Raw genomic sequence first — 21,506 nt, forward strand, 5'->3', positions numbered from 1 at the left:
TACGCAAATTAATGCGACTGGTGTCGGATGTTTAAAAAAGGTTTCCGAAACCCCTATACTGTTTTTCAGACAATCCACCAGCTTGACAGAAACTACCTAATCAAAGATAATCCCGCAATTCATTTGCAGCCGCATCGACGGCATACCCGGCGCCAAGCCGACTTGTTAGGAGGTGATGTTTACATCACGGCGCGTATCCCGCCGGTCGCAAGACACCCGAGATACAAACAACCACTTTTTTACAAACCGCCCCTTTTTACTTTTATCCCTTTCGGCGGTTTGAAACCAGAATTCAATTTAAAGGAAATAAAATGCCTGCAATCCGCGTTAAAGAGAACGAACCCTTCGAAGTAGCCATGCGCCGTTTCAAACGTGCCGTAGAAAAAACCGGTCTGTTGACCGAGCTGCGTGCCCGTGAAGCTTACGAAAAACCGACTACCGAGCGTAAACGCAAAAAAGCCGCAGCCGTAAAACGCCTGCAAAAACGCCTGCGCAGCCAACAACTGCCTCCTAAAATGTACTAAACATCAGTTGCAGGTCTGCCCTGTGATGCCGAAACACACCGCAAGGCTTGACCTGCGGTGTGTTTGTTTTTCAGACGACCCTATCTTCCGCCTCGAATCTTCCGCTTTGTGAACAAAAATCCACTTGGAAAATTAAATGTCGACAGCCCCTAGGATAATAGGTCGTCTGAAAAATAGAGAATCCTCTAAGGCAGTATTTGAAACACAATTTTCACTTTTTTCCTGAAAGTCATTCCATGAGCCTGAAAGCACAATTAACCGAAGACATGAAAACCGCGATGCGTGCCAAAGATCAAACTGCTTTAAGCACTATCCGCCTGATCAATGCCGCCATCAAACAATTCGAAGTGGACGAGCGTACCGAAGCTGATGACGGCAAAGTGATTGCCATCATCACCAAAATGGTCAAACAGCGCAAAGACAGTGCCAACATCTACACCGAAGCAGGCCGTCAGGACTTGGCAGACAAAGAAAATGCCGAAATCGAAATCCTGCACCGCTACCTGCCGCAAATGATGTCTGCCGAAGAAATCCGTACCGCCGTCGAAACCGTGATTGCCATGACCGGAGCTTCCGGTATGGCTGATATGGGCAAAGCAATGGGCGTATTGAAAACCCAGTTGGCAGGCAAAGCCGATATGGGCGAAGTCAACAAAATCCTCAAAGCTGCGCTGACTTCATAATTGAAGCTCGACCGCTTTAAGCAGATTCAAGAAAAACAAAAAAGGTCGTCTGAAACCGATATTTCGGGTTTCAGACGACCTTTTTTCCTTCTACCGAACTGTTTTTTTTAAACCGCTTCAGCTTCTTCCGCGAGGAAACCGCGCAGTTTTTGCATGGCTTTGGCTTCGATTTGGCGGATGCGCTCGGCGGATACACCGTATTCGGCTGCCAGTTCGTGCAGAGTCAATCCGCCATCGTCTTGCAGCCAGCGGCTTTCTACGATGCGACGGCTGCGGTCGTCCAGTTGCGCCAATGCGTTTTGCAGACCTTCGGTTTGCAGGGCGTAGTGGGCTTGTTTGGACAGTTGGCGGCTGGGTTCGGCATCGTGGTCGGCAAGCCAGTCGATGGGGGCGAAGCTGTCTTCGTCATCGTTGTTGTCTGCCATGATGGCGATGTCGTGTCCGGTCATGCGTTGTTCCATTTCCATGACTTCGGACAATTTGACGCCCAAATCGTCGGCGATGTCTTGCGCTTCTTTCGGAGACAAGGCATTCAGGTTTTTACGCATACTGCGCAGGTTGAAGAACAGTTTGCGTTGCGGCTTGGTGGTCGCTACGCGCACCAGTCGCCAGTTGCGCAGGATAAATTCGTGGATTTCGGCCTTAATCCAGTGTACGGCGAATGAAAACAGGCGTGCGCCACGGCTGGGCTCGTAACGTTTGACCGCTTTCATCAGTCCGATGTTGCCTTCTTGGATCAAGTCGGCCTGGTTCAGGCCATAGCCGTCGTAGCCTCGTGCGATGGATACGACGACGCGCAAATGGGAAAGAATGAGTTGTTTGGCGGCGTTAAGGTCGCCTTTTTGCTGACGCTCCGCGAGTTGGCTTTCTTCTTCGGGCGTCAGCATGGGAATGCTGTTAACAGTGTGAATGTATTGCTCAAGGCTGCCGTTGCCGCTGTGAATGACGGGTAATGCAAAGGCGTTGTTCATAAGAGGTGCTTTCCTTTATATGATGCAGAGACTGTTGTTTACTTGTTGTTTGCCGTGCAGTATATCACTGCCTGTTGCCCTATCGTATGCTGTCAAATGCCTTTTTCTGTAAAAGACTGTTCGATAGGTGAATTTTCATCTTTTATAAAACTCGATTGATTTTGAAAATTTGACTGGTTTACTGGGAATAAGTTCAGTATATTACAAACATTCTTGTATGTAAATAATAAATTTTAAGAAAAACGGCCTTATAAAAAGACCGTTTCTTCAAACTCAATCTGCTTTTTTCCTGATTAAAAACAGTGCGATGGCAATGATTGACAATACTCCGATCAGCCACAGCGAACCACCTGCTTTCATATAAGGGGTTTCGCCGACATAGCCTTTGACATGTCCTTCCAAGACGGCATCGGTATTGGGTTCGCTCTCGGCGATGATACTGCCTTTGGGAGAAATAATGGCGGTTGCGCCGGTATTGGTGGCACGGACCATATAGCGTCCAAGCTCCATCGCGCGGGCTTGGGATTGCTGGAGCTGTTGGTACATCGCGTTGGAATCGCCGTACCACGCCATATTGCTGACGTTGGCAAGCAGTGTGGCGTTTTTGGCGGTGGCGATGAGTTCGTCGCCGAAGCCGTCTTCATAGCAGATATTGAAGGCGACTTTTTGCCCTTTCATGGTTAAGGGAGCCTGTGCTGCCCCGCCGCGACGGAAATCGGCAAGCGGCATATTCATCAGCTTATACAACGGCTCGGTCAGAAAAGGCAGCGGTTTGTATTCACCAAAGGGAACCAAATGATTCTTGGCGTAATACGGGAGGTCGTCTGAAACATCATCGTAGTCGCTCAAATTGATTACGGCGTTTTCGTATCCGCTGCCATCCGCAGTGTATTGACCGATACCGACAGCCAATGCGCTGCCGTTCGTGCGCGCCTGTTCGGCAAACTGGGTCAGGATGTTTTCCGGCAAATCCTGACGCATCACGGGCAGAGCAGTTTCAGGCAGGATAACGATGTCGGCGGATGTTTTGCTGATTTGACCGTAGTATTTTTGAATGGTGGGGACAACTTGTTCTTCATCCCATTTCAGGCTCTGCTCGATATTGCCCTGCACAAGCGCGACGGTACTGGTGCTGCCGTCGGGTTTGGTAAAGTCGGCTTGCTGGGCGATAAAGCCGACGGTACACAACATGACAATCATGCACATCGGCAGCAGGCGTTGTTTCAGACGACCCGTATTGTCAATCAGCAACACCAGCCACGCGCTGACAAATGCCGTCGCAAGCGTAACCAGATGAATACCGCCCAAAGGTGCAAAGCCGGCAAGCGGGCTTTCTTTGACGATTTGCGAATAGCCGAGCGCACCCCAGCCGAAGCCGGTCAACAAGCGTTCGCGGGCAAATTCCGCCAGCGTCCACAAAATCGGCAAAACGATGCCGACCTTAACCCAGCGCGGCAGATGAAATTTCTTCCACAGCCAAAAACAGGCGGCAGGATACAGCGCAAGAAACGCAGGCAGCAGGAAAGTCAGCGGAATCGCGTATAAATTAGGCAAGCCGGAAACATCGTGCAGCGCGGTATGTATCCAGTAAAACTGCGTCGTATAGGCAATCAGCCCAAACAGATAGGCGGTAGAAACAGCGAAGCGCGGGCGCAGTTCAATCAGTCGGATCAGCGCGCCAAACAGCAAAGGCATCAGCCAAAAATGGTAATACGGCGCGAAAGTCAACGGCGTAGCGGCGGCAATCAGGATCACCAGCGGCCAGTACAGCACAGGATGCTGCCAATATTGTTCGAGTTTGCGGAAAATGTTCATTGCAGAGAAAAGAAAATAAGAGGTCGTCTGAAAATACAGATTCAACAAAGTTGAACCATTTTCAGACGACGTATCGGTTGTTTAGTGTTTTTGAAACAGCTTCATCAAAGGCAACGCTACGGCGCAGGCGATGGCACCGGCAATCAGCCCGACGGCAAGGTTGGCGATATGCTCCATCAAGCCGCTGTCCCAATGATGCGCGTGTAAGAAATCATGCAAAAAGCCCAAGTTGTGCGCAATCAGACCGCCGCCGACAAGGAACATGGCAAGCGTACCCACCACGCTCAAACCGCGCATAAACCAGGGCATAAAGGCAATCAGACCCTGTCCGACCGTTTGGATGCCCGTACTTTTCTGACGCATCAGCAGCATACCGAAATCGTCAAGCTTGACGATGACGCCGACCAAACCGTACACAAAAACCGTCATACCGACACCGATTGCCGCCATGACCAGCGAACGGGTCATCAGGTCGTATTTTTCGACCACGCCCAAAGCAATAATAATGATCTCGGCAGACAGGATAAAATCCGTACGGATCGCACCTTTAATCTTGGTTTTTTCGTCCAACGTTTCAACGGCAGCTTTCTCGTCGTCATGCGCTTCGTGGCGGTGTAGAAACTTATGCAGCAGCTTTTCCACGCCCTCGAAACACAAATAAATCCCGCCTATCATCAGCAAAGGCGTAATCAGCTTCGGCAAAAAGGCGGACAGCAACAAAGCCAGCGGCACCAAAATCAGCTTGTTCACCAAAGAACCTTTCGCCACCGCCCAAATAATCGGCAGCTCGCGTTCCGCCGACACGCCGGTAACCTGATTCGCATTAAGAGCCAAATCATCGCCAACCACGCCCGCCGTTTTCTTGGCGGCCATTTTGGTCATCAGGGCAACGTCGTCCAAGACAGCGGTAATATCGTCCAAAAGGGTGAAAAGCGAGGCAAAGGCCATGATATATTTCCGAAAAAAGGGTCAGATTAAAGAAGCCGGCTATTATAACCGAGAAAGTATGACAACAAAGGCTTTCAGACGACCTTTAATGGAAATTAACGGAATTTGGTGGGAAAGTTGAAGCATTTTGGAAGGCAACTGCCCGATATGGGCAACAATTCAAATCATCACGGCTTCCATAACAGTAAAACAACCGCCCTGCCCTTTTTCAGATGACCTTTCCATACAGAAAACAATCAGAAATGTCATGCAGTTTCGCCAGAAACAGACAGTCAATGCTATACTTGCCAACTTATTGTCGATGAAAACCGGCTTGAAACAGCCGTTACGGAAACGAGAAATCAAGATGAGCAGAATCCAGCAAACCTTTGCCGCGCTTGACGGCGCAAAAGCCCTGATTCCCTATATCACCGTAGGCGATCCCAATCTCGACACCACGCTTGCGCTGATGCACAGTTTGGTTGAAAACGGCGCCGACATCCTCGAATTGGGCGTTCCTTTTTCCGACCCGATGGCGGACGGTCCGACCATCCAGCGCGCTGCCGAGCGCGCGTTGGCAAACAAAGTTTCCCTCAACGACGTATTGAATATCGTACGCCGCTTCCGCGAAACAAACGGCAACACGCCTGTCGTTCTGATGGGTTATCTGAACCCGATTCACAAAATAGGTTATCAGGCATTTACCCAAGCGGCGGCTGAGGCCGGCGTGGACGGCGTGCTGACCGTCGATTCACCTGTTGAAACGATCACCCCGCTGCACGATGCACTCAAAGCGCGCGGCATCGACTGCATTTTCCTGATTGCCCCGACCACGACCGAAGAGCGCATCCAAACCATCGCCCGCGTTGCCGGCGGCTTTGTCTATTACGTTTCGCTCAAAGGCGTTACCGGTGCGGCAAGTTTGGATACCGAAGAAGTTTCGCGTAAAATAGAGCTTTTGCGCAAGTATATCGATATCCCGATCGGCGTCGGCTTCGGCATCAGCAATGCCGAAAGCGCGCGCAAAATCGGTGCCGTTGCCGATGCCGTCATCGTCGGCAGCCGCATCGTCAAAGAAATTGAAAACAACGTAGGCCGTGAAGCAGAAGCCGTCGGCGCGTTGGCGAAAGAATTAAAAGACGCAATCCGTTAAGACCTTTCCGACAATACGCGCAAAGGTCGTCTGAATCCCGAATTTCAAGGAGTCATCCATGAGTTGGTTAGACAAAATCCTACCGCCCAAAATCAAAAACCGCAGCAAAGACGAAGGCTCGTCCAACGTTCCCGAAGGTCTGTGGCACAAATGCCCGTCCTGTTCGGCAACCATCTACTCGACCGAGCTTCAGCAAAACGACCGAGTTTGCCCAAAATGTAACCACCACAATCCGCTTTCCGCACGCGAACGCCTCAATTTGCTTTTGGACGAAGAAGGTCGCGAAGAAATCGCTGCCAATATTAAACCAACCGACCCGCTGAAATTCAAAGACAGCAAAAAATACCCTGAACGCTTGGCCGCCGCGCGCAAAGCCACCGGCGAAGATGATGCGTTGGTCGTGATGAAAGGCTTTATGAACGGCCTGCCCGTCGTGATTGCCGCATTCGAATTCCGCTTTATCGGCGGCTCTATGGGTTCCGTCGTCGGCGAACGCTTCGTCCAAGGCGTGCGCCGTGCCGTAGCTGACAACTGCTCTTTCATCTGCGTTGCCGCATCAGGCGGTGCGCGTATGCAGGAAGGTGTCAACTCATTGATGCAGATGACCAAAACCAGCGCGGCATTGCATCTTTTGACTGAAAAACACCTGCCGTTTATCTCCGTCCTGACCGACCCGACCATGGGCGGCGTATCCGCCAGCTTCGCCTTCCTTGGCGATGTCGTGCTTGCCGAACCCAACGCCCTTATCGGCTTTGCCGGCCCGCGCGTTATCGAACAAACCGTCCGTGAAACCTTACCTGAAGGCTTCCAACGCGCAGAATTCCTGCTGGAAAAAGGCGCTATCGACCAAATCGTCGACCGCCGCAGCATGAAACAGCGCATCTGCAACCTGATTACCCTGCTGCGCCGAGAAAACAAAGTCAATGCCGCTTAAATCGAGAAGGTTTGAAATAACAAAAGGTCGTCTGAAAATTGATTTTTCGGTTTTCAGACGACCTTTACTATTTGGGTAGCCTCTATGAAATACACACATTAAACAAATCCAGCAATTCAAAATCCATTATTCCCAAAATAAGCAAAAAACATATAATAACTTTGTTTTCTATTTCTATTTGCAATTAAATCAGACTCATATTGATGTAATCACAAAGTATTACTTGCCGCCAAAACCGGGTTTTAAGATTTGTAAATTTGATATAAGTCAAACTATCGCGTTTTGTAGATTCATATAATATTAATGTTTAGAGTATCGAATAATCGGGGATAGTCATGTCCTGCCTTAAAACAAAACGCACATCCGGCATCTTGAATACGATGCTGGCAATGTTTGCCGTATTTGTCCTATTGTTTTCGACACTGCCCGCCTATGCCGAGCGTTTGCCGGAATTCCTGTCAAAAATCCAGCCTGCGGAAATTTTTCCAGGTGCAGACCGCTATGGCAAGCCTGAAGGCAAACCTATGGTTGCCCGCATTTATAAGGGCGACGAGCAGTTGGGCTTGGTTTATATCACAACGGACGTGGTCAACACGCGCGGTTATTCGAGCAAACCGATTGATACGATGGTGGCTTTGGCCAACGACGGAACGGTCGCCGGTGCGAAATTGGTCGATCACCATGAGCCGATTATGCTTATCGGTATCCCGCAGTCGCGCGTGGATAAATTCATTGATAAGTATATCGGTTTGAATTTCATTAAGAATCCGCCTACTCCGGGCGTTGCCCCCGGGGACATCATCAGCGGTGCGACCGTTACGCTGATGGTCATTAACGACAGCATCCAGCGTTCGTTCAAAGTGGTTGCCGGTAAATATGGTTTGGGTACCGACAAGGCCGTTCAGACGACCTCTGCCAATCCTGCGGATACGCAACAGGCTGCCGAACCGGCAACCCAAACCCGCCCTCGCCGGGCTGTCAATCCGGACAAACAGGACATCCAATCTTGGAATGCCCTTCTGGAACAAAAAGCCATCGGTCATCTACATATTACAGTGGATGAAATCAACAAGCTGTTTGAAAAAGGCGGCAAAGCCGGTGTTGCCGACCACGCCGAACAAGGCTCAGGCGACGATACCTTCATCGATTTGTACACTGCCGTAGTCAGCCAACCCTCCATCGGTAAAAGCCTGCTGGGCGAACAAGGATGGAAAAACCTGCAAAGTCGTTTGCAACCGGGTCAACAAGCTGTCTTGGTCGCCGGTGAAGGCCGCTATTCTTGGAAAGGTTCGGGTTATGTACGCGGCGGTATTTTCGACCGTATCGAGATGATTCAGGGCGAAAACAGCTTCCGCTTTACCGACGCAGAACACGAACGCTTAGTCAGCTTGGCTGCCGAAGGTGCGCCCCACTTTAAAGAAGTATCGTGGTTTACCATTCCTACCAATGTGGAATTCGACGCTGCCGAACCTTGGCGTTTACAGTTGATGGTTCAACGCGTATTGAGCGTAAACGACAAAGCATTCGTTACTGCCGACTTGGATTACGAACTGCCTAAAGGTTACTATGTCGATGACCCGAAAGCACCGCCCGTTGAAATCAGCGCACCGGTAGAACCTGCCGCCGCAGCTGCCGATGCTGCAGATGCCGGCAACGGCGTTGCCGACCAAGCCAGTGCCGACGACGGCGCATCCAACCAACTTTGGAAACAAGTGTGGAAAGCGAAACAGGGTCAAATCATCGTAGTCGGCATCGCATTGACCATCCTGCTTTTGGTATTCTTGTTCCAAGACTGGATCGTCCGCTACGAAAAATGGTACGACCGTTTCCGTCTGGCATTCCTGACATTTACCCTGTTTTATATCGGTTGGTACGCTCAGGCGCAATTGTCGGTCGTGAATACGCTGACCTTGTTTTCCGCCATCCTGACCGAATTCCGTTGGGACTTCTTCCTGATGGATCCGATCGTGTTTATCCTGTGGCTGTTTACCGCTGCAACTATGCTGCTGTGGAACCGCGGTACATTCTGCGGCTGGCTCTGCCCCTTCGGTTCGCTGCAAGAGTTGACCAACCGAATCGCCAAAAAATTGGGCGTGAAACAAATTACCGTGCCGCACCTGCTGCACACGCGCCTGACCGCGATTAAATATGTGATTTTCTTCGGTCTGCTGGCAATTTCGCTGTACGACTTGGGCACTGCTGAAAAATTTGCTGAAGTAGAACCCTTTAAAACAGCGATTATTTTGAAATTCGTCCGCGAATGGTGGTTTGTCGCGTTTGCCGTTGCCCTTTTGGTTGCCGGCTTGTTCATCGAACGCTTCTTCTGCCGCTATCTGTGCCCGTTGGGCGCAGGCATCGCCCTACCCGGCCGCTTCCGCGTATTCGACTGGCTGCGCCGCTACAAAATGTGTGGCAACCCTTGCCAAATCTGTACGCACGAATGCCCTGTTCAGGCGATTGCACCGGAAGGCGACATTCATCCGAACGAATGTATCCAGTGTCTGCACTGCCAAGTCATGTATCACCATGACACACGTTGTCCGCAAGTTGTGGCAACCAACAAGAAAAAACAAAAACAGGCGGCGGCGAAAGCCGAACCCGAAACCGCATCTGCAACACAGCAGCCTACCGAGCAGGTTGTGCAGTTTGTGAAAAAATAAACCGCCCCACGGCCGGCAAATAATCTAAACCCCTAAAGAACCCTTAAAAAATGCCGCGCCACCCGTAACCATACTTATAAACATAAATTCGTTTTTTTGATCGGCAGGTCGTCTGAAAACGCCGGCTGCCGAATTTTATCCAAGGAGTGTTGTATGTCAGACGAAAAATTAGAACAAAACGGTTTAAGCCGTCGTTCATTCTTAGGTACTGCCGCCGCTTCCGGCGCAGGTATTGCCGGCGCCGGTCTGTTGGGATTGGCAGGCTGCTCCAAAGAGGGTGGCGACAAAGCTGCTGCTTCAGGTGCCGCACCTGCATCCAAAGCCGAAGCCCAAGCCCCTGCCGAACCGGGTAAACAGACTTCCGAAGTCGGTCCGGGCGAGCTTGACCAATATTACGGCTTGCTCTCCGGCGGTCAGTCAGGCGAAATGCGTTTGATCGGTGTGCCATCCATGCGCGAACTGATGCGTATCCCTGTGTTCAACATGGACAGCGCAACCGGCTGGGGCCGTACCAACGAGAGCCTGCGTATTTTGAATGAAAAAAATACGCCGGAAACCAATAAATTCCTGAAAGATGCCGGTTTGCTCTGCCTTCCTAACGGCGACTTGCACCACCCGCACTTGTCGTTTACCGACCAAACTTACGACGGTCGCTACGCGTATGCCAACGACAAAGCAAACAACCGTGTTTGCCGCGTCCGCTTGGACTTCATGAAAACCGACAAAATCACCGAAATCCCTAACGCTTCCGGTATCCACGGTCTGCGTCCTCAACGTTATCCGAAAACCGGCTATGTCTTTGCCAACGGCGAACACATCGTACCGGTAAGCGGCGTGGGTACTTGGAACGATCCTAAAACTTGGAATGCCGTTTACACCGCCATCGACGGCGAAACCATGGACATCGCATGGCAAGTATTGGTGGACGGCAACTTGGACAACGGCGATGCCGACTACCAAGGCAAATACTCCTTCGCTACCTGCTATAACTCCGAACGCGCCCTGACCGTTGCGGGTGCTTCTTCCAACGAGCAAGACTGGTGCGTGGTCTTCAATCTTGCCGCCATCGAAGAAGGCATCAAAAACGGCGACTTCAAAGAAGTCAACGGCGTGAAAATGCTGGACGGTCGTGCAGAAGCGAACTCCAAATATACCCGCTACATTCCCGTGCCAAACTCTCCGCACGGCTGTAACGCCTCCCCTGACGGTAAATACATCATGCTCAACGGTAAACTGTCTCCGACCGTTACCGTATTGGATGTCAGCAAACTGGATGACTTGTTCGCAGGCAAAATCAAAGAACGCGACGTGGTTGTCGCCGAACCCCAACTGGGTCTCGGTCCTTTACACACTGCGTTTGACGGCCGCGGCAACGCCTACACCACGCTGTTTATCGACAGCCAAATGGTTAAATGGAACATCGACGAAGCGATCAAAGCCTACAAAGGCGAGAAAATTGATCCGATCAAACAAAAACTCGACGTTCACTACCAACCGGGCCACAACCATACAACCATGGGTGAAACCAAAGACGCCGACGGTAAATGGCTGGTATCTTTGAACAAATTCTCCAAAGACCGCTTCCTCAACGCCGGCCCGCTGAAACCCGAATGCGACCAATTGATCGACATTTCCGGCGACGAAATGCGTTTGGTTCACGACAACCCGACCTTTGCCGAGCCGCATGACTTATGTCTGGTTAACGCCTCCGTCATCAACCCGAAAAAAACTTGGGACCGCAACGACCCATGGTTCTGGCAAGATGCTTTGGAACAAGCGAAAAAAGACGGAGTCGAGCTGGAAAAAGCCTCCAAAGTCATCCGTGAAGGCAACAAAGTCCGCGTATACATGACCGCGATTGCGCCTGCGTACAGCGTCCCGCAATTCGAAGTGAACCAAGGCGACGAAGTAACCGTATATGTTACCAACGTCGAGACCATCGAGGACTTGACCCACGGCTTCACTTTGGAAGGTTACGGCATCGCCATGGAAATCGGCCCGCAAGCTACCCAATCGGTAACCTTCAAAGCTCTCCGTCCGGGCGTACACTGGTACTACTGCCAATGGTTCTGCCACGCCCTGCACATGGAAATGTCCGGTCAAATGATCGTTAAACCCCGATAATCGGGTTTGACGGTTTATCATTGACTCAACGAAAAGGTCGTCTGAAAAAACTTTCAGGTCTTAGCGAAACCCGCTACCTTCGTTTTCAGACGACCTTTTATAGCAGAACCGTTTGGACGCAACAGACTGTTCCGCTATATAGTGGATTAACTTTAAATCAGGACAAGGCAACGAAGCCGCAGACAGTACAGATAGTACGGAACCGATTCACTTGGTGCTTCAGCACCTTAGAGAATCGTTCTCTTTGAGCTAAGGCGAGGTAACGCCGTACTGGTTTAAAGTTAATCCACTATAAAACAAAAACACAGCCCTTACAGGCAGGCATCACCGTGCCGACGCACACCGCACGAATCAGAGGAACTCCATGCACACACCCCAATTCAAAACATGGCGACGCGCTGCCCTGACGTTTATGTTCGGCGGCATGATTCAGACGACCTTTGCAGCCACCATCGACGTTTCCCCGAACGACAACCTGCCCGAAGTCATCGCGCGTGCGCAAGCAGGCGATACGCTCAAACTCGCCTCCGGCACTTACAAAACCAAGCTGCTTATCGACAAACCCATCACCCTTGAAGGTCCTGCCGACCGCTCCGCCAAAATCGAAGGCGACCGCACCGGACGCACCATCTCCATCACTGCCCCCGACGTTACCCTGCGCAATCTTACCGTTACCCGTTCCGGCATGAGCCTGCCTGCCATGGACGCCGGCATCTACCTCGAAGAAACCGCCCCCCGCGCCCTGATTGAACACAACAACATCCTCGACAACTCCGTCGGCGTGTATATCCACGGCTCGGCGGAATCTATGGTGCGCGAGAACAAAATCGTCGGCGACGCTACTTTGCGCGTCAACGAACGCGGTAACGCCGTCACCGTCTGGAACGCTCCCGGCGCGCAAGTTATCGGCAACGACATTTCCAAAGGCCGCGACGGCATTTTCTCCAACACCAGCAAAAACAACACCTACAAAAACAACCGCTTCAGCGACCTGCGTTTCGCCGTCCACTACATGTACACCAACGACAGCGAAGTCAGCGACAACATTTCCGTCGGCAACAATATGGGTTACGTTTTGATGTTTTCCGACCGCCTCAAAGTACACGGCAACATCGCCGTCGGCAGCCGCGACCAAGGCATCATGCTCAACTACGTCAACTATTCCGAAATCAACGACAACATCATCAACAAAGCCGGCAAATGCGTTTTCGCCTACAACGCCAACTACAACAAAATTGTCGCCAACCATTTTGAAAACTGCGAAATCGGCATCCACTTCACCGCCGCCATCGAAGGCACCTCCCTTTCCGACAACGCCTTTATCAACAACGAAAGCCAAGTCAAATACGTCAGTACACGTTTTCTTGACTGGGGCGAAGGCGGACGCGGCAACTACTGGAGCGACAACAGCGCATTCGACCTAGACGGCGACGGCTTCGGCGACAGCGCATACCGTCCCAACGGCATCATCGACCAAATCGTCTGGCGCGCCCCTGTTGCCCGCCTCCTGATGAACAGCCCCGCCATCAGCATCGTCAAATGGGCGCAGTCGCAGTTCCCCGCCATCCTTCCCGGCGGCGTGATCGACAGCAAACCGCTGATGAAAGCGGGCAGCAACAAAACCACCACCAAATACGAAGCCATGAAAGAACAATTGTTGCAGGAAGCCAAAACCAATCAATCCAAATGGGGCGATGCCGAAAACGGCGCATTAAACTGAGCGGAACGCCGTGAACACCTCCTGCAAGGTCGTCTGAAAACTTTTCAGACGACCTGATCGACAAACCGCAGCAAAGCTTTGCCCCATCATTTCCGCATCCATGGGAATCCGCCGGAAATACGGTGCAACCCGCGATGCAGGCAATAGTCAAAAACATAAGCCCATAACAAACGTCGTCTGAAACTCCTCTCCCCTTTTTCAGACGACCCCATACGAAAAACGCCCTTTTCAGACGACCCCAACGTCGTCTGAAACCCAATCCACACAAGGAAGCACTCATGAGCGTACATCATGTCGAATTGAGAAACGTAACCAAACGCTTCGGCGCACAAAAAGCCGTCAACCAAGTCGATTTAGTCTTGAAGGCAGGCGAAAGTGTCGGTCTGGCAGGACACAACGGCGCAGGCAAATCCACGCTCATCAAATTGATACTCGGGCTGATTACCCCCACCGAAGGCGAAGTCATGCTGCTGGGCGAGCGCACCGGCAGCAAAGCGGGCGCGCAGTTGCGCAGCCAAATCGGCTACCTGCCCGAAACCGTCGCCCTGCACCCGTCCCTCAGCGGCATCGAAACCCTCAATTTCTACGCCAAACTCAAAAAACAGCCGCTCACTAAAAACCACGAGCTTCTCGAGCGCGTCGGCATTTCCCAAGCTGCCCGCCGCCGCGTCGGCACCTACTCCAAAGGTATGCGCCAACGCCTCGCCCTCGCCCAAGCCCTGCTGGGCGAACCCAAAGTATTACTGTTTGACGAACCCACCACAGGCCTCGACCCCGCCTCGCGCCAAATGTTTTACGAAGTCGTGCGAGAACTCAACGGACGCGGCGCCACCGTCCTCCTCAGCACCCACGCCCTTGCCGAACTCGACGGCCACGCCGACCGCATCGTCGTCATGAAAAACGGCGTCAAAGTCGCCGACGGCAGCATGGACGAGTTGCACGTCCAAAGCGGACTCCCCCTCACCGTCAACATCCGCCTCAAAGCTCCGCGCCCCTTAAGCGGTCGCTGGCAGCCGCTTTCAGACGACCTCAGCTATCAGGCGCAATGTCAGGCTGAAGAACGCATGGCATTACTCAGCGAACTGGGCAACCTGTCCTACCTCGCCTACCTCGACATCCACACACCCACACTCGACGATATGTACGCACAATTCTTAAAAAGGGAGGACGTATGAACCCCGTTTGGATTATCACCGGAAAAGAAGTCCGCGACAGCCTGCGCAACCGCTGGGTACTCGCCGCCTCCGTCCTGCTCGCCGCCCTCGCCCTCTCATTGGGCTTCCTCGGCAGCTCGCCCACAGGCTCGGTTAAAGTCGATCCGCTGACCGTAACCGTCGTCAGCCTCTCCAGCCTGTCTATCTTCCTGATCCCGCTCATCGCCATGCTCCTCTCTTACGATTCCCTCATCGGCGAAATCGAACGCGGCACCATGGCGCTGCTGTTGAGCTACCCCGTTTCCCGCAACCAAATCCTTGCCGGAAAATTCATCGGACACCTCATCATCCTCGCCCTTGCCACCACCGCAGGCTACGGAATCGCAGGCATCACGCTCCAACTCGCCAACGGCAGCTTCGACATCGCCGCATGGAAACCCTTCGCCCTCCTGATTGCCGCCAGCGTAATTTTGGGCGCCGCATTCCTTTCCATGGGCTACCTCATCAGTGCGAAAGTGAAAGAACGCGGCACCGCCGCCGGTATCGCCATCGGCGTTTGGCTGTTTTTCGTCGTCATCTTCGATATGGCGCTTTTGGGCATCCTCGTCGCCGATACACAACAAGCGATTACCGCATCCGTCGTCGAAACCGTCCTCCTGTTCAACCCCACCGACATCTACCGCCTGCTCAACCTGACCGGTTACGAAAACACCGCCATGTACGCCGGCATGGCAGGTTTAAGCGAACAAATCAGCCTGACTATGCCCGTATTGCTGACCGCGCAGATATTATGGGTTATCATTCCCCTTATCTTGGCAGCAAGAATTTTCGGAAAGCGACAAATATGAAAAAGATCTTACCCGCGCTCCTCGCCACCCTACTCCTGGGCGCCTGTCCCAAAGCAGAAGAGACGCCGCCGCCCGCGCCGCAGCAAATCAGCGACCGTGCCGTGGGACACTATTGCAGCATGAACCTGACCGAACACAACGGTCCGAAAGCCCAAATCTACCTCAACGGCAAACCCGACCGCCCCGTCTGGTTCTCCACCATCAAACAGATGTTCGGCTACACCAAGCTGCCCGAAGAGCCTAAAGGCATCCACGTCATCTACGTTACCGATATGGGCAAAGTCAAAGACTGGAATAAACCCAATGCCGATACAGCATGGATAGACGGCAAAAAAGCCTACTACGTCATCGAAAGCGGCTTCATCGGCGGCATGGGTGCAGAAGACGCCCTCCCCTTTGCCGACAAAGCCCAAGCCGAGAAATTTGCCAAAGAAAAAGGCGGCCGCGTCGTCAGCTTCGACGAAATGCCCGATTCCTACATCTTCAAATAATCCCTTCCCATCAAAAAGGTCGTCTGAAAACTCTATCCATCAGGTTTTCAGACGACCTTTTCGTATATGGAATACAAAAATAAGCGTATGTTCAATAAAACAATGTGTCAAACCTCATCTCCAAACTGTTTGATAGGCGGCTTATTTATCGAAGTACTTTTCGAGAAATCGTTATTTATTCTATTTTTAAATACTGTAATACCATAACAAAATTTGAATCAACTCATTGCCTTATTTACAAAAAATGAAAATGAAATATTTATTTTTTTCAAAATCAGAACTTTAAATAAAATAATCAGTCAAACCATTCATGCCATATTTATATCCGTTCGTACCTAAATACAACAATTTTCCCACTACTGTGCTAAATTGTTTTATTTAATCAGAAATACCAACAACCCAAATAGTTTCTCATCATCACCGTTTAATCTTTCATTTTTACGGAAAACAATATTTATGAATATCAAAAAAACTCCTTCAACACAGCACATGCACGGCGTATCCATCTCGGCAGATACAGGAAATACCAATAACGGAACCTACATCCGCAGCAATATCAGCCGTACACTTGCTGCCGGAGAAAAAAATCTAATTCTAGAAGGCGATGCTAATATCTTCGGAGCAGGAAATAACGGGGATAATATCCTAATTGGCAACAGCGGACGTAACCGTCTTAATAGCGGACGCGGCAATGATACCGTTTACGGTGGCGGTGGCGATGACACCATCAACGGTGGGGAAGGCTTTGATTTACTGTTCGGTGAAGATGGCGACGATACATTAAACGGGGAAGCCGGTGACGATATACTTAACGGTGGTGCGGGTAACGATACCTACATTTTCAATGCAGCAGGCGGCAGGGATACCATTATCGATACCGAGGGAAACAACCGCATCCGCTTTACCGGAAGCTTGCGTGCCGAAGATTTGACAATAACGGCTGTTGCCAACAATGACGGTGGGCAAGATTGGAAAATCTCTATTAAAAACACAGATTCCGTACTGACCATCAGCAACCAATATACTGCCGGAAGCAGCGTCCCTTCCATCCATCAATTTGTTTTTGACAGCGGTGTTTTGAATGTAGCCGAATTTATTCGTGCAACAAAAGCCAATGTTGAAACAGCGAAACCACAAAACCTGACCATCAATGGAACCGATTCAGACGACGTTTTAAATGGTAGTGATGGCAATGACATTATTGACGGCAAAGCCGGTGCCGATACGATGAGCGGAGGATGGGGAGACGATACTTATTATGTTGATAATGTCAAAGATGTCATTATCGAAGGAAAAGGTGCAGGTACCGATACCGTAATCAGCAGCGTTTCCTACACAGCGGCAACCAATGTTGAAAACGTTACCTTGACCGGCAATGCCAATATCTTCGGCGCAGGTAACAACAGCGACAATATCTTGACCGGCAACGCCGGACACAACCGGCTCAACAGCGGACGCGGCAACGATACCGTTTACGGCATGGGTGGAAATGATAACCTTAACGGTGGCGACGGTGATGACTACCTGGATGGTGGCGAAGGGAACGACAACATCAATGGCGACGCAGGCAACGACACCTTAATCGGCGGCAAAGGAAAAGATACCCTGAAAGGCGGCGCAGGTAACGACACCTATATTTTCGGCGACGATGATACGATTATCGACAACCAAGAAAACAACTCTTTGCGTTTTTCAGACGACCTCCGTATCAAAGACCTCAAAATCAGCGTCAATGACAACGCACAAGGCGGGAAAGACTGGTTGATTACGTCCGCAAACGGCTCCGCATTGATTCGGGATCAAATCGGCTCAGACGGCAAAGTTGCTATCGGACGTTTTGAACTGCTCGGCGAAACCTATACCCACGAATCCCTGCTCAAAGCTGTTGCCAATTCAAACAAACAAGGTTCGACCATCACCGGCACAGCAAGAGACGACATCCTTACCGGTACAGAGCAAAACGATACCATCGACAGCGGAATCGACGGACGCGACCGTCTGTACGGATTAGGCGGAGATGACATATTGCGTGATAGCGGAACAAGCTATTTCGGTAATGAACGCGATGACGAACTCTACGGCGGCGATGGCAATGATAAATTGTATGCCGACGTTGGTGATGATTATCTGGACGGCGGTGCCGGCGATGACCATCTTGAAGGCGGACAACACAGAGATACTTACGTCTTTGGTAAAGGATACGGACACGATACCATCTTTGACTACAATTTCAATCTTGATCCCGAATTCAACCCAAACGGAATGCAAAACGCCAATACCGTTAAATTCACCGGCGGCCTGACTTTGGATGATTTAGAAATTTCGATGACCCAAGGCTATAACAAATCCGGCATTGATCATATCCCTTCCGATTCCGAATTCATTATTATTCCCCGTCTGAACGGAGATACTTGGAACATTTCAATCAAAGGAACAAACGATGTCCTGACTATTAAAAACCAATCCGGCATTTACGGCGCAATCAGCGAATTCCAGTTTGATTCCAAAACCTATACCGTTGGCGAAATCATTGAGCATTTTGGTCTGAATGTGCCTCACTTTGACAAAGCCGGTAACCTTGTCCACGACCTTACCGATAAGATTGACTGGTATGGCGTTGATCAGAGGGGATACAACCGCGTTGTTTACGGATCGGCTGATAACGATACTGCGGACTTTTCAGACGTGATCGGTAAAGTTACCTTCTACGGTGGCAAAGGAGAAGATATTATCACCTTAGGAAGATACAACGTCATTGACGGCGGTACGGGTAATGATGCCATTTTCGACTCCGGACACTCGGTTAAAAATACCATTATGTTAGGAAAGGAAAGCGGAAAAGATACATTGCACAATATCCGCACAGAAGCAGACACTACCGTTCTCTTCTCAGGAAATTTAACGATTAAAGATATCGAATTGACCACAGGCAAAGACTGGGTTGTGAAGCTGAAAGGTTCAAATAACGCATTGACTATCAAGGATATGGTTCATTCCCCATCTGGTCATGATACGGTTGACACCTTTAAATTTGAAGGTGGCGAAAGCTATACCACTACCCAATTCCTGAAAGCTTTAGGTATGGATAGTACCGTCAATCACGGCTTGATTTAACCATCTGAAAGGTCGTCTAAAACTTCTCCCATTATCGGTGGGAAAGGTTTTCAGACGACCTTTTGTTTTGTCTTAATGATAATTCTTCAAGGTCAAATGCTACTATTTTCCGATACTGATGCAATATGTTGCATATAATGCAACAATTTACGAATTTTCATAAAAACCATTGACAAGACTTTTTTATTGTATCATAATGACGCCCGTTGAGTTGCTTGATGCAGCTTGATTTTTCTCCTCTATTTCTCCTTTGTAGACTTGGCGCATATCCCAAACGATATGCGCATTTTTTTATCTTGATTTTCCAAGTTTAAAAATAACCTCAAACAAAACAAAATATTCCTCCCCTACTACCATTCTCACGCATATAAAAACCCATCTTTAAAAAACGTGTAATCACCGATAAAAAATCAACGAACATCCACCGTTTACCCTCCCCTGTCAAAACAAAAATAATAGGCGCAAAGCGTGTCCCCTCTGCCCCTCCTCCATTGATTTGAAATACCAATAAAAAAGGTCGTCTGAAAACAGAAAATCCGTTTTCAGACGACCTTTTAAAAGCAATTCGGTATTATTCGGCGTTGTTTTGTGCCACTTCTTCAGTTTCGACTGCTGCGCCGACTTGTTCGACTTCTACTGCCTCAGTTTGCGCTGCCTGTTTGGCGGCTTGACGCTCGGCTTGTTCTGCCAAAGCCTGCTGGACAAACGGATGCTGTTGGGCGATGGCTTGTTCTTCCGCGCTGACTTCGCCTTTGAAGCGGTTGTTCAAATCAAAACGTTTTCCACCGCGCGCCAAGGCTTTGAGGTAGCGGGGGCGGCGGCAATGGTTGGCGAGGACGCGGGCGATCAGTGCAGGATCGTATTGGGGCAGCGCGGCAACAAGGTCTTGGTCGATACCGACGGCCAGCGGTTTGAATCGTTTGAAGACGTCGTATTTGCCGTAGATGTGGTCGGCAATCATGTCAGTCTGTTTTTTCTTGCTCATGGTTTGGACGGCGGATTTCAAAGCAGCGCCCAAAGCGGTTTCTTGTGTCATGTCGTTTGTATTCCTCTAAAATAAAGCCGTGCGTTTCGCTATGGCACGGTAATGGCGGTATTTTAGTATAAAGCCTGTGTTTTGGCTAAGTTTTTTTGCGAATGTTCGATTGTAAATGTTTATTTTACGGACGGCGCCGACACACCTGTCGCCATAGCGTTACGAAAAGGTCGTCTGAAAACGTTCGGCACAATCCGTCATGTTTGTTTTCAGACGACCTCTTTCAATTTTATCTATGCTGCTTGGCGATGTCGGGCGTATCGACCACTACGTCAGCATTTTGCGCGCGATGGCGCAGGGCGTGGTCGATAAGTACCAGCGCGAGCATGGCTTCGGCGATGGGGGCGGCGCGCAGGCCGACGCAGGGGTCGTGTCTGCCGTGGGTGGCGAGTTCGACGGGGTTGCCGTTGATGTCGATGCTACGGCGCGGGGTGGCTATGGAACTGGTGGGTTTGATGGCGATGTTGACGTGGATATCTTGCCCGGTGCTGATGCCGCCGAGGATGCCGCCTGAGTGGTTGGACAGGAAGCCTTGCGGGGTGAGTTCGTCGCCGTGTTCGCTGCCGCGTTGGACGACGCTGCCGAAGCCTGCGCCGATTTCCACGCCTTTGACGGCGTTGATGCCCATCATGGCGTAGGCGATTTCGGCATCGAGGCGGTCGAAAACGGGTTCGCCCAAGCCGACGGGGACGTTGGCGGCTTCGATATGCAGTTTCGCGCCGACGGAATCCAAGGATTTGCGCACGCTGTCCATATAGTTTTCCAGCTCGGCGATTTGGCTTTGGTTGGCGGCGAAGAAGGGATTTGGGGAAATGTGTTCATAGCCTTCAAACTGAATTTCTTTTTCGCCGACTTGGGTAACGTAGGCGGTGATTTCCGTGCCGAATTTTTCTTTCAGCCATTTTTTGGCGACAGCTCCGGCGGCAACACGAGCTGCGGTTTCGCGGGCGGAACTTCTGCCGCCGCCGCGGTAGTCGCGCGTGCCGTATTTGTGCCAGTAGGTATAGTCGGCATGGCCGGGACGGAAGCTGGTGGCGATGTTGCCGTAGTCTTTGCTGCGTTGGTCGGTATTGCGGATTAAGAGGGCGATGGGTGTGCCGGTGGTTTTGCCTTCGAAGACGCCGGAGAGGATTTCGACTTGGTCGGCTTCGCGGCGTTGGGTAACGTGGCGGCTGGTGCCGGGTTTGCGCCGGTCGAGGTCGGCTTGGATGTCTGATTCGGTCAATGCCAGTCCGGGCGGGCAGCCGTCGATGATGCAGCCCAAACCTGCGCCGTGGCTTTCGCCGAAAGTAGTAACGGTGAAGAGTTGTCCGAAAGTGTTGCCTGCCATGTTTTCCCTCTATCGGTCATAT

Annotated in this window: 16 protein-coding genes; 11 read left to right on the plus strand and 5 right to left on the minus strand. The window is 50.9% G+C overall.

Going from position 1 to position 21,506, the window contains the following annotated elements; genetic code table 11:
* Positions 1-311: 311 nt before the first annotated feature.
* Positions 312-524 carry a 30S ribosomal protein S21 gene (gene rpsU / locus DBY90_RS06790; RefSeq protein ID WP_002214819.1) on the plus strand — a complete coding sequence of 71 codons (213 nt, stop codon included), beginning with the start codon at positions 312-314 and terminating at the stop codon, positions 522-524.
* Positions 525-760: 236 nt separating this feature from the next.
* Complete coding sequence (locus DBY90_RS06795; protein ID WP_070491713.1) at positions 761-1,207, plus strand: GatB/YqeY domain-containing protein; 447 nt, start codon at positions 761-763, stop codon at positions 1,205-1,207.
* Positions 1,208-1,314: 107 nt separating this feature from the next.
* Here DBY90_RS06795 and rpoH read toward each other — a convergent pair whose 3' ends face one another.
* From rpoH to DBY90_RS06810, 3 genes are all read right to left on the minus strand, one after another.
* Entirely contained in the window at positions 1,315-2,178 is an 864-nt protein-coding gene (rpoH, locus tag DBY90_RS06800) for an RNA polymerase sigma factor RpoH (RefSeq protein WP_003744881.1), read from the minus strand.
* Positions 2,179-2,451: 273 nt separating this feature from the next.
* The gene (gene lnt / locus DBY90_RS06805; protein ID WP_070491716.1) at positions 2,452-3,993 is read right to left on the minus strand and encodes an apolipoprotein N-acyltransferase; all 1,542 of its coding nucleotides are present in this window, start codon (positions 3,991-3,993) and stop codon (positions 2,452-2,454) included.
* Between the two features lie 81 nt (positions 3,994-4,074).
* The gene (locus tag DBY90_RS06810) at positions 4,075-4,941 is read right to left on the minus strand and encodes a DUF808 domain-containing protein (protein WP_107986880.1); all 867 of its coding nucleotides are present in this window, start codon (positions 4,939-4,941) and stop codon (positions 4,075-4,077) included.
* Positions 4,942-5,287: 346 nt separating this feature from the next.
* Between DBY90_RS06810 and trpA the strand changes: the two genes are divergently transcribed.
* The 9 genes from trpA to DBY90_RS06865 all read left to right on the plus strand — a co-directional run bounded on the left by trpA (position 5,288) and on the right by DBY90_RS06865 (position 19,118).
* A complete protein-coding gene (gene trpA, locus DBY90_RS06820; protein ID WP_070491720.1) occupies positions 5,288-6,073 on the plus strand; it encodes a tryptophan synthase subunit alpha in 786 nt (261 codons plus the stop codon).
* A 58-nt stretch (positions 6,074-6,131) separates the two neighbouring features.
* The gene (gene accD, locus DBY90_RS06825) at positions 6,132-7,007 is read left to right on the plus strand and encodes an acetyl-CoA carboxylase, carboxyltransferase subunit beta (RefSeq protein WP_070491722.1); all 876 of its coding nucleotides are present in this window, start codon (positions 6,132-6,134) and stop codon (positions 7,005-7,007) included.
* 380 nt (positions 7,008-7,387) lie between these two features.
* A complete protein-coding gene (locus tag DBY90_RS06830; protein WP_234405113.1) occupies positions 7,388-9,667 on the plus strand; it encodes a NosR/NirI family protein in 2,280 nt (759 codons plus the stop codon).
* Positions 9,668-9,820: 153 nt separating this feature from the next.
* Positions 9,821-11,791 carry a TAT-dependent nitrous-oxide reductase gene (nosZ, locus tag DBY90_RS06835; protein WP_070491724.1) on the plus strand — a complete coding sequence of 657 codons (1,971 nt, stop codon included), beginning with the start codon at positions 9,821-9,823 and terminating at the stop codon, positions 11,789-11,791.
* A gap of 364 nt (positions 11,792-12,155) precedes the next feature.
* Positions 12,156-13,511, plus strand: a complete 1,356-nt coding sequence (locus DBY90_RS06845) for a nitrous oxide reductase family maturation protein NosD (protein WP_070491726.1) — start codon at positions 12,156-12,158, stop codon at positions 13,509-13,511.
* Positions 13,512-13,789: 278 nt separating this feature from the next.
* The gene (locus DBY90_RS06850) at positions 13,790-14,686 is read left to right on the plus strand and encodes an ABC transporter ATP-binding protein (protein ID WP_070491728.1); all 897 of its coding nucleotides are present in this window, start codon (positions 13,790-13,792) and stop codon (positions 14,684-14,686) included.
* Positions 14,683-15,513 carry an ABC transporter permease gene (locus DBY90_RS06855; RefSeq protein WP_003741056.1) on the plus strand — a complete coding sequence of 277 codons (831 nt, stop codon included), beginning with the start codon at positions 14,683-14,685 and terminating at the stop codon, positions 15,511-15,513. Before DBY90_RS06850 ends, DBY90_RS06855 begins: the two co-directional genes overlap by 4 nt.
* Positions 15,510-16,004, plus strand: coding sequence for a nitrous oxide reductase accessory protein NosL (locus DBY90_RS06860; RefSeq protein ID WP_070491730.1), 495 nt, complete (start codon positions 15,510-15,512; stop codon positions 16,002-16,004). The genes DBY90_RS06855 and DBY90_RS06860 overlap by 4 nt, the downstream gene beginning before the upstream one ends.
* 456 nt (positions 16,005-16,460) lie before the next feature.
* Entirely contained in the window at positions 16,461-19,118 is a 2,658-nt protein-coding gene (locus DBY90_RS06865; RefSeq protein ID WP_070491732.1) for a calcium-binding protein, read from the plus strand.
* A gap of 571 nt (positions 19,119-19,689) precedes the next feature.
* On the opposite strand, the gene DBY90_RS06870 is transcribed toward DBY90_RS06865, so the two are convergent.
* Positions 19,690-20,154, minus strand: a complete 465-nt coding sequence (locus DBY90_RS06870; RefSeq protein WP_070491734.1) for a ProQ/FINO family protein — start codon at positions 20,152-20,154, stop codon at positions 19,690-19,692.
* Between the two features lie 229 nt (positions 20,155-20,383).
* Positions 20,384-21,484, minus strand: a complete 1,101-nt coding sequence (gene aroC, locus DBY90_RS06875; protein WP_107986882.1) for a chorismate synthase — start codon at positions 21,482-21,484, stop codon at positions 20,384-20,386.
* Between the last annotated feature and the right edge of the window lie 22 nt (positions 21,485-21,506).

This window comes from Neisseria mucosa (assembly GCF_003044445.1).
Classification (GTDB): Bacteria; Pseudomonadota; Gammaproteobacteria; order Burkholderiales; family Neisseriaceae; genus Neisseria; species Neisseria mucosa_A.

Bases quoted from the DNA above. Each gene is read 5' to 3' on its own strand.
- rpsU (WP_002214819.1), top strand. From the start codon at position 312: ATGCCTGCAATCCGCGTTAAAGAGAACGAACCCTTCGAAGTAGCCATG.
- DBY90_RS06795 (WP_070491713.1), top strand. From the start codon at position 761: ATGAGCCTGAAAGCACAATTAACCGAAGACATGAAAACCGCGATGCGT.
- rpoH (WP_003744881.1), bottom strand. From the start codon at position 2,178: ATGAACAACGCCTTTGCATTACCCGTCATTCACAGCGGCAACGGCAGC.
- lnt (WP_070491716.1), bottom strand. From the start codon at position 3,993: ATGAACATTTTCCGCAAACTCGAACAATATTGGCAGCATCCTGTGCTG.
- DBY90_RS06810 (WP_107986880.1), bottom strand. From the start codon at position 4,941: ATGGCCTTTGCCTCGCTTTTCACCCTTTTGGACGATATTACCGCTGTC.
- trpA (WP_070491720.1), top strand. From the start codon at position 5,288: ATGAGCAGAATCCAGCAAACCTTTGCCGCGCTTGACGGCGCAAAAGCC.
- accD (WP_070491722.1), top strand. From the start codon at position 6,132: ATGAGTTGGTTAGACAAAATCCTACCGCCCAAAATCAAAAACCGCAGC.
- DBY90_RS06830 (WP_234405113.1), top strand. From the start codon at position 7,388: ATGCTGGCAATGTTTGCCGTATTTGTCCTATTGTTTTCGACACTGCCC.
- nosZ (WP_070491724.1), top strand. From the start codon at position 9,821: ATGTCAGACGAAAAATTAGAACAAAACGGTTTAAGCCGTCGTTCATTC.
- DBY90_RS06845 (WP_070491726.1), top strand. From the start codon at position 12,156: ATGCACACACCCCAATTCAAAACATGGCGACGCGCTGCCCTGACGTTT.
- DBY90_RS06850 (WP_070491728.1), top strand. From the start codon at position 13,790: ATGAGCGTACATCATGTCGAATTGAGAAACGTAACCAAACGCTTCGGC.
- DBY90_RS06855 (WP_003741056.1), top strand. From the start codon at position 14,683: ATGAACCCCGTTTGGATTATCACCGGAAAAGAAGTCCGCGACAGCCTG.
- DBY90_RS06860 (WP_070491730.1), top strand. From the start codon at position 15,510: ATGAAAAAGATCTTACCCGCGCTCCTCGCCACCCTACTCCTGGGCGCC.
- DBY90_RS06865 (WP_070491732.1), top strand. From the start codon at position 16,461: ATGAATATCAAAAAAACTCCTTCAACACAGCACATGCACGGCGTATCC.
- DBY90_RS06870 (WP_070491734.1), bottom strand. From the start codon at position 20,154: ATGACACAAGAAACCGCTTTGGGCGCTGCTTTGAAATCCGCCGTCCAA.
- aroC (WP_107986882.1), bottom strand. From the start codon at position 21,484: ATGGCAGGCAACACTTTCGGACAACTCTTCACCGTTACTACTTTCGGC.